Origin of the sequence: Acetobacter papayae JCM 25143 (assembly GCF_000613285.1) — a bacterium.
Lineage (GTDB): Bacteria > Pseudomonadota > Alphaproteobacteria > Acetobacterales > Acetobacteraceae > Acetobacter > Acetobacter papayae.
The window spans coordinates 1-15455 of sequence record NZ_BAIN01000054.1 but is presented as its reverse complement, the minus strand read 5'-3'; the positions used below and the strand labels follow the sequence as shown (position 1 = coordinate 15455).

The 15455-nt window shown below is 60.7% G+C and carries 9 protein-coding genes and 3 pseudogenes; 10 read left to right on the top strand and 2 right to left on the bottom strand.

Annotated elements, in window-relative coordinates:
- Nucleotides 1-339 precede the first annotated feature (339 nt).
- The 6 genes and pseudogenes from lpxC to JCM25143_RS19090 all read left to right on the top strand — a co-directional run bounded on the left by lpxC (nucleotide 340) and on the right by JCM25143_RS19090 (nucleotide 10319).
- Nucleotides 340-1347: a UDP-3-O-acyl-N-acetylglucosamine deacetylase gene (lpxC, locus tag JCM25143_RS11555; RefSeq protein ID WP_025861276.1), complete on the top strand. Its 1008-nt coding sequence runs from the start codon at nucleotides 340-342 to the stop codon at nucleotides 1345-1347.
- 98 nt (nucleotides 1348-1445) lie between these two features.
- Nucleotides 1446-2491: pseudogene (locus JCM25143_RS19100) on the top strand (outer membrane protein assembly factor BamD).
- A gap of 209 nt (nucleotides 2492-2700) precedes the next feature.
- Entirely contained in the window at nucleotides 2701-4461 is a 1761-nt protein-coding gene (gene recN / locus JCM25143_RS11545) for a DNA repair protein RecN (protein WP_025861275.1), read from the top strand.
- Entirely contained in the window at nucleotides 4458-6581 is a 2124-nt protein-coding gene (ligA, locus tag JCM25143_RS11540) for an NAD-dependent DNA ligase LigA (protein ID WP_025861274.1), read from the top strand. Before recN ends, ligA begins: the two co-directional genes overlap by 4 nt.
- A 190-nt stretch (nucleotides 6582-6771) precedes the next feature.
- Nucleotides 6772-9445, top strand: a pseudogene (ppdK, locus tag JCM25143_RS19095) (pyruvate, phosphate dikinase).
- Nucleotides 9446-9495: 50 nt separating this feature from the next.
- Nucleotides 9496-10319 (top strand): annotated as a pseudogene (locus JCM25143_RS19090) (pyruvate, water dikinase regulatory protein).
- A 72-nt stretch (nucleotides 10320-10391) separates the two neighbouring features.
- Here the strand turns inward: JCM25143_RS19090 and JCM25143_RS11525 are convergent.
- The gene (locus JCM25143_RS11525) at nucleotides 10392-10769 is read right to left on the bottom strand and encodes a hypothetical protein (RefSeq protein ID WP_025861273.1); all 378 of its coding nucleotides are present in this window, start codon (nucleotides 10767-10769) and stop codon (nucleotides 10392-10394) included.
- 305 nt (nucleotides 10770-11074) lie between these two features.
- Here JCM25143_RS11525 and JCM25143_RS11520 point away from each other — a divergent pair, with 305 nt between their 5' ends.
- A complete protein-coding gene (locus JCM25143_RS11520; protein WP_025861271.1) occupies nucleotides 11075-11683 on the top strand; it encodes an IMPACT family protein in 609 nt (202 codons plus the stop codon).
- Nucleotides 11684-11732: 49 nt separating this feature from the next.
- On the opposite strand, the gene JCM25143_RS11515 is transcribed toward JCM25143_RS11520, so the two are convergent.
- Nucleotides 11733-12131: a hypothetical protein gene (locus JCM25143_RS11515; protein WP_025861270.1), complete on the bottom strand. Its 399-nt coding sequence runs from the start codon at nucleotides 12129-12131 to the stop codon at nucleotides 11733-11735.
- A gap of 283 nt (nucleotides 12132-12414) precedes the next feature.
- Between JCM25143_RS11515 and JCM25143_RS11510 the strand changes: the two genes are divergently transcribed.
- The 3 genes from JCM25143_RS11510 to JCM25143_RS11500 all read left to right on the top strand — a co-directional run.
- Nucleotides 12415-13794 (top strand): class II 3-deoxy-7-phosphoheptulonate synthase, encoded by a 1380-nt coding sequence (locus JCM25143_RS11510; RefSeq protein ID WP_025861269.1) that lies wholly within the window; start codon nucleotides 12415-12417, stop codon nucleotides 13792-13794.
- A 115-nt stretch (nucleotides 13795-13909) separates the two neighbouring features.
- Nucleotides 13910-15133, top strand: a complete 1224-nt coding sequence (locus JCM25143_RS11505; RefSeq protein ID WP_051543276.1) for a nicotinate phosphoribosyltransferase — start codon at nucleotides 13910-13912, stop codon at nucleotides 15131-15133.
- 10 nt (nucleotides 15134-15143) lie between these two features.
- Nucleotides 15144-15455, top strand: a 312-nt coding sequence (locus JCM25143_RS11500; protein WP_025861266.1) for a hypothetical protein, incomplete at its 3' end; no start/stop codon positions are given.

The following is a 15455-nucleotide window of genomic DNA, read 5'->3' as shown; positions in this document are numbered from 1 at the left end:
CCGCGCATGACCCCAACGCACGCAGCCTGTTCGGTCGTGTTACGGGGGCCTTCCGCCGCAATCCGGCCCATGACGACCGGCAGGAACCCGCTGTGCAGAGCCACCCCACGATCAACCTGCGGATCAGGTCAACGGCACACGCCCCGGCGAGCCCGAAACCGGACTAGAAATCCCCGCTTTCCTGCGCCGCTAAGCGCTCAGGCCTTTCGTTCCCTCATGACAGGGCGCGAAAGGCCTGAAACACAACGCAATAATCAGTGACTCGCCTCAGCCGCAGGCAGGCTTTAAGCGTTATCGTAGACGTAACTGCCACCTGAAGCTATGAGGATGCCCGCAGCGATGGACACCCTGCTGAGGAACACTGAAGTGACCGCCGAACCTTCGGAAACGAAGCGTTCCCCCGCAGCGCGCCGTCAGGATAACACCGGACGCGGAACAGGCCGGTCTTTCCAGCACACGCTCGGGCAGCCGATTTCAGCAATCGGCATTGGCCTGCATAGCGGCCAGAAAATCAGGCTTAGCCTCCTGCCCGCCCCAATCGGCCATGGCATTGTCTTCCAGCGCACCGACCTGCCACAGGCAACCGCCATTCCCGCGCATTACGACTGGGTGGTGGATACAAGACTGAGCACCACGGTGGGTGAGGCCGCAAACCCTATCAACCGCATTGCGACAGTCGAACATCTGATGGCGGCCCTGCGTGGCTGCGATATCGATAATGCCCTAATTCTGGTCGATGGCCCCGAAATTCCGGCTTTTGATGGCTCGGCGCAGGATTTTGTTTTCCTGATCGACTGCGCGGGCAAGCAGGCCCAGACCGCCACACGGCGGATTGTGGAAGTTATTCGCCCCATCCGGGTCGAACAGGGCGAATCCTTCATGGAACTGCTCCCCAACCCCACTTCCGGGCTGGGGGCGGCTCTTGATCTTTCCCTGAGTATCGATTTTCCAGCTCAGGCCATCGGGCGGCAGACCCTCTCGCTGGAACTGAGCCGCGCCAGCTTCCGCAACGAGTTGTCCCGCAGCCGCACCTTTACCCTCAAAGCCGAAATCGACGCCCTGCACAGCATGGGGCTGGCTCTTGGCGGTTCGCTCGACAACGCGATTGTGGTTGATGGCGACAGTATCCTGAACCCCGCTGGCCTACGCTGCGCGGATGAATTCATCCGCCACAAGATGATGGATGCCGTGGGCGATCTTTCCATGCTCAACGGTGCGTTGCGAGCACGGGTCCGCGGGCACCGCCCCGGCCATACGCTCAATAATCTGCTGCTGCGCCGCCTCTTTGCCGACCCGCAAGCCTGGCGGGATACAGCCGAGCGTCAACCAGCCGTCGCCGCCGCCTGAACGGTTATTTTGTGGTTGGGGCCTGACAAAGGCCCATCCTCGCTTTGCTTGCCGGGACACATGCTCTATAAGGTGTCGTCCTTAGGTGAAGAGCCGGTATGTCTGAAACATTTGTAAAATCGTTCACGACCCGTCATGTCCTGCCGCGCCTGCTGGCAACCTCACTCCTGAGCAGCCTTGCCGGGTGCGCGCTTCTCAACAGCCCAAAACCTGTTCCGACGAGCCCGAAGGTTTCTTCACCTGAAACGCTCTATAATAACGGTATAGACGCCCTGCAGGCCCGCCGCTTTTCGGTAGCAGCCAGCCAGTTCGAAACCCTGCAGCAGAACTACCCGTATTCCGGCTATATCGCCAATGCACAGCTTATGCAGGGCTATGCGTATTATCTGCAGAACAAATACCCTGAAGCCGTTCAGCAGCTTAATCGCTTCATCAGCCTGCATCCCACAAGCACCGATGCCGCCTATGCCTACTACCTGCGCGCCTGTGCTTTTATGAGCAGATTGCCGATGTGCGGCGCGATCAGCAAGGCACGGTCGAATCCATGGACGCACTTGAAGAAGTCGTGACCCGGTTCCCCCAGTCCAAATATGCGCGTGATGCCCAGCTCAAGATTGATCTGTGCCGCGACCATCTGGCAGGCAAGGAAATGCTGGTGGGCCGCTACTATCAGGTGCAGAAGAGTTACGAAGCCGCCATCAACCGCTATCAGCGCGTTGTGCAGGACTTTCAGACAACCAACCATGTTGCCGAAGCCCTCGAACGCATGGTGGAAGTGTATCTCGACCTTGGCCTTGTTGAGCAGGCCCGTAAATCCGCCGTGGTTCTGGGGTATAACTACCCCGGTAGCGAGTGGTATGCCTATGCTTACGACAAGCTGAAACACCACAAGCTGCTTGATGGCAAACTGCCCCTGCCCGGCAAACCCGCAGGATCGAGCCTCAAGCTAGACCAGGCAGAGCCGGGCACTGGCGTAGGCAAGAACAACGCGCCACCACCACCTGCTCTGGCTAGTGGGCAAAAAGCTGCTGCACAGCCCATGGCTATTCGCACGGCCCCCGTGGCACCGGTCAAGGCCGAGCCCGTCACGGAACAGCCCGCAGCGGATCAGGCTAAAAAATCCGGGGCACAGGCACACCCCTAAGGGGTTTGGTTCTCCCCGTCGGCACAGGCCTGCTTCATCGGGCTGTGCCGACAAAAAATCCGGCTTTTCTGATTTTTTCCTTGAAACAAGAACATAGAGAGAACATACAGTCCTGACCCCTACGGCTTTCAGGCTGTAGCCGGGCTATGCTCAACGTCGCCCTGGCGTGCTGCCATGGCAGACAAGACTACCCAACGCCGGGTGATGTGATGCTGACAAGTCTTTCCATCAGGGACGTGGTTCTGATCGAAGCGCTGGATCTGTCATTTCATGACGGGTTCACCGCTCTTACGGGCGAGACCGGGGCGGGTAAATCCATTCTGCTCGACAGCCTTGGTCTGGCTATGGGAGAGCGCGCGAATACTGGGCTAGTGCGCGCAGGGGCTGCGGAGGCCCGGGTCAGTGCCTGTTTCGAAGCGCCTGCGGGCCATGCAGTATTTACCCTGCTGAGTGAGCAGGGCATGCCCGCAGATACAACAGACCCTATCGTGCTACGCCGGGTTATTTCGCGCGAGGGACGTTCTCGCGCATGGGTCAACGATCAGCCGGTCGGGCTCGCGCTGCTACGTGGCATTGCCACCAGCCTGATAGAAATTCAGGGCCAGCATGAGCAGATGGGCCTGGCAGACCCCGCCACCCATCGCGGCTTGCTGGATGCCTCGAACATCCCCACTGCCCTGACCGATAGCGTATCCACCGCCTTTGCCCTGTGGAAGGAACGCGCGGCAGAACTAGCCGCAGCCCAGCGCGCTCTGGACGAAGCCGCGCGGGAAGAGGAATGGCTGCGCCATACGGTAGATGAGCTGACAACACTGGCCCCCCAGCCGGATGAGGAAGAAAGCCTCGCCCGGCAGCGCCACAGCCTGCAACAGGCGGAGCGACGGAATGAGGCCGTAGCCGCGGCTCTGGCAGAACTCACCCCTCGCGACCGCCGCACTGCAGCACCCGCCACAGCCCTGCGCGCAGCAGGGCGCGCCCTGCACCGTTTGCTGCCCGCACCGGGCAACAACACTGCTCGGCAGGCAAACGAGCCCGCTTCTGCCGAACAGGACAGCGCACTGGCAGAAGCGCAGGCGTCGGAAGCGCTGGCGACAGAGGCGCTCGCAGCACTTGAAAATGCTGAGAACGCTCTAGCTGAAGCTGAAAACCTGCTCTCCCGACTTTCGGCTGAAACCGATGCAAACCCCCGCATGCTGGAAGAAACGGAAGAGCGCCTGTTCTCCCTACGCACCATGGCGCGCAAACATGGCGTAGCGGTCGATGCGCTGGCGGATCTTCTGGCCACACTCTCTGCCCGGCTGGCCGGTCTGGAAAGCGGGGTTCAGCACCTGCATACCCTCAGAGAAGCCGTTGCCGCCGCACAGGCCGCTTACCAGACCCACGCAACAGCCCTGACAGCCGCACGCGAGCGGGCCGCACGCGCACTGGAGCAGGCGGTTTCCCGCGAGTTGAAACCTCTCCGGCTGGAAAAAGCGCGCTTTGTGGTGGAAATCCAGCCCCTGCCACAGGAACAATGGAGCCGACAGGGCATGGAGCAGGTCGCATTCCTAATTGCCGCCAACCCCGGCCAGCCAGCGGGCCCGCTGGCGCGCGTGGCCTCGGGCGGGGAGCTTTCGCGGCTGATGCTTGCCCTCAAGCTGGTGCTGGCGGGACAATCTGGTATCGGCACCCTGATTTTTGATGAAATCGATGCCGGGGTCGGCGGCGCTACGGCCGCAGCCATTGGTGAGCGCCTGCGCAGGCTTGCAGGCAAGGTTCAGGTGTTGGCCGTCACCCATAGCCCACAGGTGGCCGCCAGTGCGCACGCCCATCTGCGGATTGGCAAAAAGACACAAAACGGGCAAACCGTCACACACGCAACACCGCTGAGCACCACAGAACGCACTGAAGAAATCGCGCGGATGCTCGCGGGCGACACCATAACCGATGCAGCCCGCGCCGCCGCGGCAAGCCTGCTGGGACAGACATGACACAAACACCCGCCCAAACAGACCCGACGGAACTCGATACCGAAACCGCCCGTGCGGAACTGACCCAGCTTGCTGCCCAGATTGCGCACCACAACGAAGCCTATTACCGCGAAGCCGCCCCCGAAATTACCGATGCGCAGTACGATGCCCTGCGCCGCCGTTACGAGAGCATAGCAGCAGCGCACCCGCAGGCCGTACCGGCAGAGAGCGCTGCACAGGCCGTAGGTGCCGCTCCTGACAGTGCTTTTGGCAAACACCTGCACCTTGTGCCCATGCTCTCTCTGGACAACGTGTTCGACAGGGCCGAATTCGAAGCTTTCGTCAGCCGCGCCGCGCGGTTTCTCGGGCTTGATGGCGAGGCTGCGCAGGAGCTTGTGTTTATTGCGGAGCCCAAGATCGATGGCCTGTCCATCAGTCTGACCTATGAAAACGGCGTATTCACACGCGGCACCACACGGGGCGATGGTGCAGAAGGGGAAGACGTTACCGCCAACCTGCGCACCCTGCGCGATATTCCCGCCCGCCTGCCCGAGCCATATCCTGCGCTGATTGAAATCCGGGGCGAGGTTTTTCTCTCAAAGGAAGATTTTCTGAGCCTGAACACGGCACAGGAAGCCGCGAACAAGAGACTTTTCGCAAACCCACGCAACGCTGCCGCCGGTTCGCTCCGCCAGCTTGACCCCACGGTTACGGCATCGCGCCCGCTCTCCCTGTTTGCCTATGCGCTGGGCTACAGTTCCGAGCCGCTGGACACCAGCCACTGGGCGTATCTTCAACGCCTGAAAAACTGGGGCTTTCCGGTCAACCCGCTTTCGGAACAGGTCAAGGGCGCGGCTGAAGCCGAGAGTGTTTTTGAACGGATCAGCCAGAACCGGGCCTTGCTGGCCTATGACATCGATGGCGTGGTTTACAAGATAGACGATACCACCCTGCAGACCCGGCTTGGCTTTGCGGGCCGCGCGCCGCGCTGGGCCACAGCATGGAAATTCCCTGCCGAACAGGCCACCACGCTCCTGCGCGATATTGAAATTCAGGTTGGCCGTACTGGCGCGCTCACGCCGGTTGCCCATCTGGAACCCGTCAATGTCGGCGGGGTGCTTGTCACCCGCGCAAGCCTGCATAACGAGGATGAAATCACCCGCAAGGATGTGCGTGTCGGCGATACGGTGTTCATCCAGCGCGCGGGCGATGTCATTCCGCAGATTCTGGGGGTAGCGCCCCCCGTCTCGCAAACCTTTGAACGACAGGCTCCTTTTGTTTTCCCCGATCACTGCCCCGCATGTGGCGCTCTGGCCATTCGGCCGGAAGGGGAAGCCATCCGCCGCTGCACCGGCGGGCTAACCTGCCCCGCACAGGTGGTGGAGCGGTTGATCCACTTTGTCTCCCGTCAGGCTTTCGATATCGAAGGGCTGGGGGAAAGAAGTATCCGCGAGTTTCACGAAGCGGGGCTTATCAGCACGCCGGTAGATATTTTCCACCTTCACACCCATGCTGCTGAACTGACCCGCCGCGATGGCTGGGGTGAACAGTCCGTGGCGAACCTGCTGCGCGCCATTGAGGAACGCCAGCATATTACGCTCTCGCGTTTTATCTACGCGCTGGGTATCCGCCGGGTGGGTGAAAGCAACGCTCGCCTGCTGGCGCGCCATTATGGTTCATGCACGAACTGGATCACCCAGATGCGCGCCGCTGCCCTGATCGGCTCGGATGAACGCCTTGAACTGGGTTCGATCACCGGGATTGGCAGCGCCATTGCCGAAGAACTGGTGGCCTTCATGGCCGAGGCGCATAACTTGGAAACCCTGAACGCCCTGCAGGCCGTTCTGAGCATTGCCGATGAAAGCCCGCAGACCAGTGGGGGCGCGCTGGCGGGCAAGACCATCGTATTTACCGGCACATTATTGACCATGACGCGGCCAGAGGCCAAAGCCACTGCCGAGAGAATGGGGGCCAAGGTTTCAGACACCGTTTCGCGCAAGACCGATCTTGTCATTACAGGCGAGAAAGCAGGCTCCAAAGCCCGTAAGGCTGCTGAGCTGGGCATAGAAACCATGGATGAAACCGAGTGGAATGCTTTCTGTGCCAGCCAAGGCACAGGCACGCCGTCTGCCGAAATTTAAGGAAAACGGGGATTGCCCGCAAACAGGAAGTGCGGCATGCTAGGGCGAGGCGAAAGGATAACTTTTCGCTGTTGAGAACCAAGAATAAAAATCTGTGCGCGGCTGACCTGTCGTCCTAAATTTTCTCTCATCTGCTTTCTGGTCGTCAGGCTGGCCCAATGACACTCCATCAACGAAGCGAACGGTAAAAATGACCAAGTGGATCTACAGTTTCGGCGCCGGCCAGAGCGAAGGCAACGCCGGAATGCGCAATCTTCTCGGCGGCAAGGGTGCCAACCTGGCGGAAATGGCCAATATCGGTCTTCCCGTGCCTCCTGGGTTTACCATTACCACTGAGGTCTGCACCGCCTTTTACGAAAACGGACGCAAATACCCCGGCGAGTTGGAATCGCAGCTTGAAGCCGCCATGGCCCAGATCGAAAGCGTCATGGGCCTGCGCTTTGGCGATGCCGAATCCCCGCTGCTGGTATCAGTCCGTTCGGGTGCGCGTGTTTCCATGCCGGGCATGATGGACACCGTTCTTAACCTGGGTCTGAACGACACCACGGTTGAAGGCCTTGTCCGCTCCTCTGGCGATGCCCGCTTCGCATGGGACAGCTACCGCCGCTTCATCCAGATGTACGGCTCCGTGGTTCTGGGCGTTTCCCACCACCGCTTTGAAGACCTGCTCGAACAGACCAAGCGCGCTGTCAGCAAGGAAGACGATACCGACCTGACCGCCGATGAGTGGAAGGAAGTCGTCAAGGGCTACAAGCAGATCGTGGAAAAGGAAACCGGCAACGCGTTCCCTGAAACCCCGAAAGACCAGCTCTGGGGCGCCATTGGCGCAGTGTTTGGTTCATGGATGAACCGCGCGCCAACACCTACCGCAAACTGCATGATATCCCGGCAAGCTGGGGTACGGCTGTTAACGTCCAGTCCATGGTGTTCGGCAACATGGGCAATGACTGCGCCACCGGCGTGTGCTTTACCCGTGACCCCTCCACGGGCGAAAACATTTTCTACGGCGAATACCTGATCAACGCTCAGGGCGAAGACGTGGTGGCCGGTATCCGCACGCCGCAGCCCATGGCCGAGTGTCGCTCGAGCGAAGGCCAGGTTTCCATGGAAAAGGCCCTGCCCGGCGCCTACCAGGAACTGCTGAAGGTTCGTGACCTGCTCGAACGCCACTACCGCGACATGCAGGACATCGAGTTCACGGTGCAGGCCAACAAGCTGTACCTGCTCCAGACCCGCTCGGGCAAGCGCACCGCCGCCGCCGCCCTGCGCGTGGCCATCGACATGGCCAAGGAAGGCCTGATCACGCAGGAAGAAGCCATTACCCGCGTGCCGCCGGCCTCTCTCGACCAGCTTCTGCACCCGGTTCTTGACCCCAAGGCCGAACGCGTACTGCTGACCCGCGGCCTACCCGCGAGCCCCGGTGCCGCAACCGGCGTGATCGCTTTCTCCGCCGAGGATGTGGAAGACCGCGCCGCCAAGGGTGAAGATGTCATTCTGGTGCGTATCGAAACCTCCCCCGAAGACGTGCATGGCATGCACGCTGCCCGTGGCGTTCTCACCACGCGCGGTGGCATGACCTCCCACGCCGCCGTTGTGGCGCGTGGCATGGGCCGTGTGTGCGTGGCCGGTGCAGGCAGCATTGCCGTAAACTACGAAGCCCAGACCATGACGGTTGACGGCCACACCCTCAAGGCTGGCGACTGGCTGACGCTGGATGGCGGTTCGGGCGCTGTTTACAAGGGCCGTGTTCCCACCATTCCGCCCACCCTGTCGGGCGACTTCGCAACGCTTATGGGCTGGGCTGACGATGTGCGCCGTCTGGGTGTGCGCGCCAACGCCGAAACCCCCGAAGATGCCGAAACTGCCCGCCGCTTCGGCGCGGAAGGTATTGGCCTGTGCCGCACCGAGCACATGTTCTTTGGCCCTGACCGCATTGGTCATGTCCGCCAGATGATCATGGCTGATAACGAAGCCGCACGCGCCAAGGCCATTGACGCACTGCTGCCGTTCCAGCGTGGGGATTTCAGCGAACTGTTCCGCATCATGGCGGGGCTGCCGGTAACGATCCGCCTGCTCGATCCGCCGCTGCACGAGTTCCTGCCGCATGGCGAAGCCGAGCTGCAGGATGTGGCCAAGGCCCTTGGGCAGGATGTGGAAAGCCTGCGCGCTCGCCGCTCGGCCCTGTCGGAAGCCAACCCCATGCTGGGTCATCGCGGGTGCCGTCTGGGCATCAGCTACCCGGAAATCTACGCCATGCAGGTGCGCGCCATTGCTGAAGCCGCGCTCGACATTTCCGCTTCGGCGGGCAAGGCCGTCATTCCGGAAATCATGATCCCGCTGGTTGGCACCAAGGCCGAGCTGGATCTGGTGCGCAAAGCCTGTGAGAGCGTGATTGCTGCTGTTCTGTCCGAACGCAAGGCAACACTCTCCTACAAGATCGGCACCATGATCGAACTGCCGCGCGCTGCCATCACGGCCGACCAGATTGCGCAGAGTGCCGACTTCTTCTCCTTCGGCACCAACGACCTGACCCAGACCACTCTGGGTCTGTCGCGTGACGATGCTGGCTCCTTCCTGCCGGAATATGTGGAAAAAGGCCTGCTGCCGCAGGACCCCTTCGTTTCCATCGACCGTGAAGGCGTAGGCGCCTGGTGCGCATGGGCGTGGAAAAAGGCCGGGCCGCAAAGCCTGACCTGAAGCTGGGCATCTGCGGTGAACACGGTGGTGATCCGCTGTCGATTTCCTTCTTTGAGGAAGTCGGGCTGGATTACGTTTCCTGCTCTCCGTTCCGTGTGCCTGTCGCCCGGCTTGCGGCGGCCCAGTCCGCGCTTGCCAAGCAAAACAACAAGGCTGTCAAAGCCTGAAGAAAAAAATGGCCGCATCCCTTGGGTGCGGCCATTTTTAATGAGACGCCATGCAAAACACACTCACCCTGCATCTTGTCTCCGAGGCAACGGGCCAGACGCTGGATTCAGTCGCACGCGCCTGCATTGCCCAGTTTCCCAATACGGAGGTCAAGCTCCGCCACTGGAACCTGATCCGCACCCAGATCCAGCTCCGGCGCGTGCTGCGCAATATTGCAGCGGATCGCGGCCCGGTCATGTCCTCTCTGACAGACCCCACGCTTCAGGCTGACATGGAAGCTGGCTGCATCAGCCTGCAGGTCCGCCTGCTGGATGTGCTGGATAGTGCCCTGCACTTTCTGGCCGATGAAACCGGGCAGCAGGCCACTCGCCATCCGGGTGGCCAGTACATCATGGATGACAGCTATTACCAGCGGATTGAGGCCATGCATTATGTGCTGGCCCATGATGATGGACAGGAAACACGCGGGCTGAATGATGCCGATGTGATTCTTGTTGGCGTCTCACGCGTATCCAAAACCCCGACCTGCTTCTATCTGGCTAATAGAGCATAAAGGCCGCCAACGTGCCGTTGGTTATGGGAATAGAACCGCCTACCCCGCTTTTTGAAACCACCAAACCGGTAATCGGGCTGACTATCGACCCGGAACGGCTCATTGAAATCAGGCGCAACCGTCTGACACAGATGATGCCAGACCGCAGGCCGATGGAAAGCGCTGCGGACTACGCCTATATTGATCTGGAAAAAGTGCAGGAAGAACTGCACTGGGCACGCAGGCTGTGCCGCCGCCATAACTGGCCGGTTATTGATGTAACCCGCCGCTCGATTGAGGAATCATCAGCTGCCATTCTGGAACTGATGGAAAGCCGTTAAGGCTGCTTCCTCAAGCCCGGTACATACCAGATATAACGCCCATGCCCCTTTTTGGTGGCATGGGCGTTTCTTTTACTGGTCCTGCATTTCTGCCGCACTCAGGCGTTGCACGCGCACGGCTACCCCTTGTGCATTGTAATAGATAACACTGCTGCCCCGGCGCTGGGCATACCCATCTGGTCGACCATCCGGGGTCCAGAACAGCAGACGGTTGGCATCTGCCTGTTCAACAACCTTATCGCCCGGCGGGGTAAACTTGTATTTGCTGAAATCCTTGTGCGCACGCGGCAAGGGCGGTTTGCCCGCCAGCTTGTGCATATCCGGGCGGCTATGCCCATCAATATCGTCGCCCGGATCGTCTTCCGCATGGGCCGGGGCTCCCGCCAGACACAGCGCCAGAACGCCGAACCCGGCCAGAAGCGACCATTTTCCACGAAATAACGGCAGCATATCAGCCCGCCCTCCCCTGTTTTTCCACGGCAAGCCGTTGTCAGCCCTACCGCAGCCCAGTTCTTTTCCTCAGCAGCGTATAGCCTGCGCTGTTCCTGCTTTCCTTCTAGCACGTCCCCGGCACACGGACAGGCACAAAGCAACACGGGCCAACCTCAGCCTTTTGGCTTTCCCGGCAACTGAACGGGCTGACACATCCCGTCATCAACAAAAAATGCTCAAAATAACGCCGCGCTATACTCCTTGTGCCTCGTCAGACAGCCGACCGCTTGCCGGAGCCATATCTCCCCCTGTATCGTGCAGCCATGACACAGATGCTGACCGGCTTTTTTTCACTGGAACGGGACATTAAAAAAAGCCGCTTCCTTGCCAGTGCGATGCCTGTCGCCAGTGTGGAGCAGGCAGAGGCATTCATTGCAGACATTGCCGCTGCCGGGCCCGACGCCACCCACCACTGCTGGGCATGGCAGATCGGGCCGCACTGTCGCTGCCATGATGCGGGAGAGCCCTCAGGGACCGCAGGCAAGCCCATTCTCCAGGTTGCCGTGGCGCAGAAAATAGACCGTGTGGCTATTGTGGTGTCGCGCTGGTTTGGCGGGATCAAACTGGGCGCTGGCGGGCTGGTGCGGGCCTATGCGGGCACGGCCGCCGAATGCCTTCGGGCAGCGCCCAAGGAAGAGCTGATCGAACGGGTGCGGCTGACATTCCACTGCCCGTTTTCACTCGTGGGCCTTATGCAGGCCCGCCTGCCCGAATGGGGTGCTGGCCTAGAAACCCCGATATTTGATGCCGAAGGGGCACGCTTTCTGCTCACTCTGCCTGCCACCAGCTGCGAAGATATCTGCGCACGCATTACAGACCTGACAAATGGACAGAGCGCCGTGCAGATTGTGGAGGAAGGCGTGCTCTCCTGACCCGTTCATACCCGGGCAGGGAATAAGCCCGGCTGAGCCGGGCCTGTTTTCAGCGGGGGATAACCCACCCGCTACCTGTGGAATCACCCACCTGCCCGGTGCCGAACGGGCTGGAAGCCTGATAGGCCGAACCGTATTTGCTGATATCAGCGCCGGTTACGGGATCGCGCTGCACCTTGGCAAGCTGGTCAGGGTCATCACCATGCTGGAAATCCATGGATGGAGCATCCTGATAGCCGGGCGGCAGGTTACGGTGCCCATGCACGGTTTTCTTTTCTGTATTGGTCCTCTGCCCGCTGCCCGTATCCATGGCGGCATTGCCTTCGGCAAAGGAAATGGAATCACCCGGCGTCAGTGCGGGGTCAGCCCATGCGGCACCTCCCGCCATCACAATACCGATACCGGCGGCGCACAGGGCGCTTACAACAGATTTACGCAGCAGTACCATCGCGCATCCCCAGCAAGACTTGATAATTAAGATGGCCAACCCAGCACCGCGCATCATGTCACGACACCTTATACCGTGACGGCATTATGACACATCCCGCCAAGATTCCAAATTACCTTAGCGCTTACCAACCGTGCAGGCCGGGGCGGAATTTGCCTAATCCATGAGTTTTGGACATAAAGACACGCTTGGAGAATGCGCAAGGCCTGTCAGGCCGGGTTGTCATTCGCCTCTTTCTTCACCATCTCAACCATAATACCAGAATTGACAGGGAACTTTCGTTATGAGTGCAACACTCACCCAGCCCAACCCGACGTCTGCGCCATGGATGCCGGAAAGCTGGCGTTCGTTTCCTGTCAGGCAGATTCCCACCTATCCTGATGCGGCGGCCCTTGCCGCCGTGGAAGACCGCCTGAGCGCCTACCCGCCGCTGGTCTTTGCCGGAGAGGTGCGCCGCCTGCGCCAGCAGCTTGCGCTGGCAGGACAGGGCAAGGCCTTTGTGCTGCAGGGCGGCCCCTGCGCCGAGAGCTTCAGCGAATTCAAGGCCGATATCGTGCGCGACACTTTCCGCGTGCTGTTGCAGATGGCGGTGGTGCTGACCTTCGGCGCCAAAGTGCCGGTTATCAAGATGGGGCGTATGGCCGGGCAGTTCGCCAAGCCGCGTTCGGCTGATATGGAAACCATCAACGGTGTCAGCCTGCCTTCTTACCGGGGTGATATCATCAACGGGCCTGCGTTCACGCCTGAAGAGCGCATTCCCGACCCCGTGCGCATGGAAACCGGCTACTTCCAGTCTGCCGGCATCCAGAACCTGCTGCGTGCCTTCTCACGCGGTGGCTATGCCAACCTGCATGAGGTGCATCGCTGGAATCTGGGCTTTGTCGAGCGTTCGCCGCTGGCCGGGCGTTACCGCGCCATGGCCGAACGCATTGGCGAAACGCTGGCCTTCATGCAGGCCTGCGGCATCAATGCCGAAAGCTCGGCTCAGGTAGATGAAACCGAGTTCTACACCTCGCACGAAGCGCTGCTGCTGCCGTACGAACAGGCCCTGACCCGTATCGATTCGACCTCGGGCGAATGGTATGACTGCTCGGCCCATTTTGTCTGGATCGGTGACCGCACGCGCCAGCCGGATGGCGCGCATGTGGAATTCCTGCGCGGGGTGCGTAACCCCATCGGTATCAAGGTCGGCCCCACCACCAGCGTGGATGACATCCGCCGTCTGACGGAAATCCTCAACCCCACGAACGAGGCCGGGCGCATTACCCTGATCTCGCGCATGGGTGCGGACAAGATCGAGCAGTTCCTGCCGCCGATCATGCGCGCGGTTAAGGAAACCGGCCGTAGCGTGACATGGCTGAGCGACCCGATGCACGGCAACACGATCTCGACCCAGCAGAAAATGAAAACCCGTTCGTTCGACGCCATTGTGGGTGAACTCAAGGGCTTCTTTGCTGTCTGCGCTGCCGAGGGCGTACCTGCTGGGGGCGTGCATCTGGAAATGACCGGCCAGAACGTGACTGAATGCGTGGGCGGTGCCCATAAGCTGACGGAAGATGATCTGGCTGATCGTTATGAAACCTTCTGCGATCCGCGCCTGAACGCCGAACAGTCGCTGGAACTGGCCTTCCTGATCGCACAGGAACTGACCGGACGGGCGTAACAGCCCGGCCGCTTTTTCATAATCGTGACCGGGAACGACCTGGGGGCCGTTTGGGTCATGCGTGGTCTGCCTGCCTGAGCGGGCAGGCCATGCGCTGGCAGAAAGAGCACCACGGATGACATCCCCCACCAGTCAGCCCACCCACCCCGGCGTGGATACGGCTCAGGTCACTGCCCCCCTGCCCGATGCGGCTATCCGTTCCAGAACGGATTCCTACTTCAACCGCACGCAACGGATTGTCAGCGCTTTTGGCGACTGCATCGTAACTTACGCCTTTTTTATCCGCACACCTGTCATTTCGGCTCCGGCTCTCATGCTGCGCTGGCTTGAAAATGTCATGGCCGAGCGTAACAGCCCCTGCACGATTGAAATCGTCCACCCCGAGGGAGAGTGGGTGGGTGCGGGTGAGCCGCTTGTTTACGTTACCGGCTCCTTTACCCATCTGGCCGATCTGGAAACGCTTTTGCTGCAAAAGCTCGGTAGCCCCTGCGTTGCCGCATTGCGGGCGTATCAGATCGCGCTTTCCCTGCCACGCACGCAGTTTCTGGCCATGGATGCCCGGCACTGCGCGGGTTTTGAAATGCAGGAACTCATGGCCTATGCGGCATCGGTCGGTGGGCGGGCAGCCCGCAGGGATGGCGCCATTGGGTTTGTCGGCACGGCAAACGATGCCGTAGCCGCGTTTTTTGACACACCCCACGGGCTTGGCACCATGCCCCATGCCCTGATTGGCTATGCGGGATCGACCGTGCGGGCCGCGGAGATGTTCCACGAGACCTTTCCTGAAACGGATCTTGTGGTGCTGGTGGATTATTTTGGTCAGGAAATTACCGATGCCCTGGCGGTCTGCCGCCGCTTTCCCGAACTGGCTGCCGAAGGCCGCATGGCCGTGCGTCTGGACACCCATGGCGGGCGGTTTATGGAAGGATTGAACCCGCAGGAATCCTACGCCGTTCTCAACCGGCACGCTCCGCAGGCCCTGCGCCGCTACCGCTCGGACAAGGAACTGCGCTACCTGATTGGCACCGGGGTTTCGGCCGCGGCTGTCTGGTTCATGCGCGATGCACTGGACGAGGCGGGCTTTCCCCGTGTGAAAATTATCGGCTCATCGGGTTTTGGGGTAACAAAATGCGCCTGCATGGCCGATGCCCGGGCCCCCCTCGACGTTGTAGGCACCGGTTCCTATATTCCCGAACGGTGGAACGAAACCTACGCAACGGCAGATATCATCGCCTATAACGGGCAAGAGCGTGTGAAAACGGGGCGGGAGTTCCTTCTGCCTTCCATACGCGCGGCCCAGCGTATCCGCACGTCCACCGACAGAACCGCCCAATCCTGACAGGAACACTATGACCGATACGACCGAAACCCCACAGCCCGCCGCCTCGCAGGAATGGAAAGTCCGCATCATGGACCTGTCCGGCGCGAGCGAGGACAACATCGTGGAGGAAGTCGGCGTTTTCCACGATCTGGCGCATGCCAATGCCTTTGCCCGCGCCTATGTGCGCGACAGCATCGAGCGCTGCCGGGTGCCGGGCGCTGGCGCGCGCGAAGTGCTGGAAGCGTGGCTGAGCTTTGGTGAAGACGCGGAAGTGATCGACGCGGGTGAAGATGGCTGGCGCTCGGCCAACGAACTGGACGACTTTACCGCCACCCCGCCA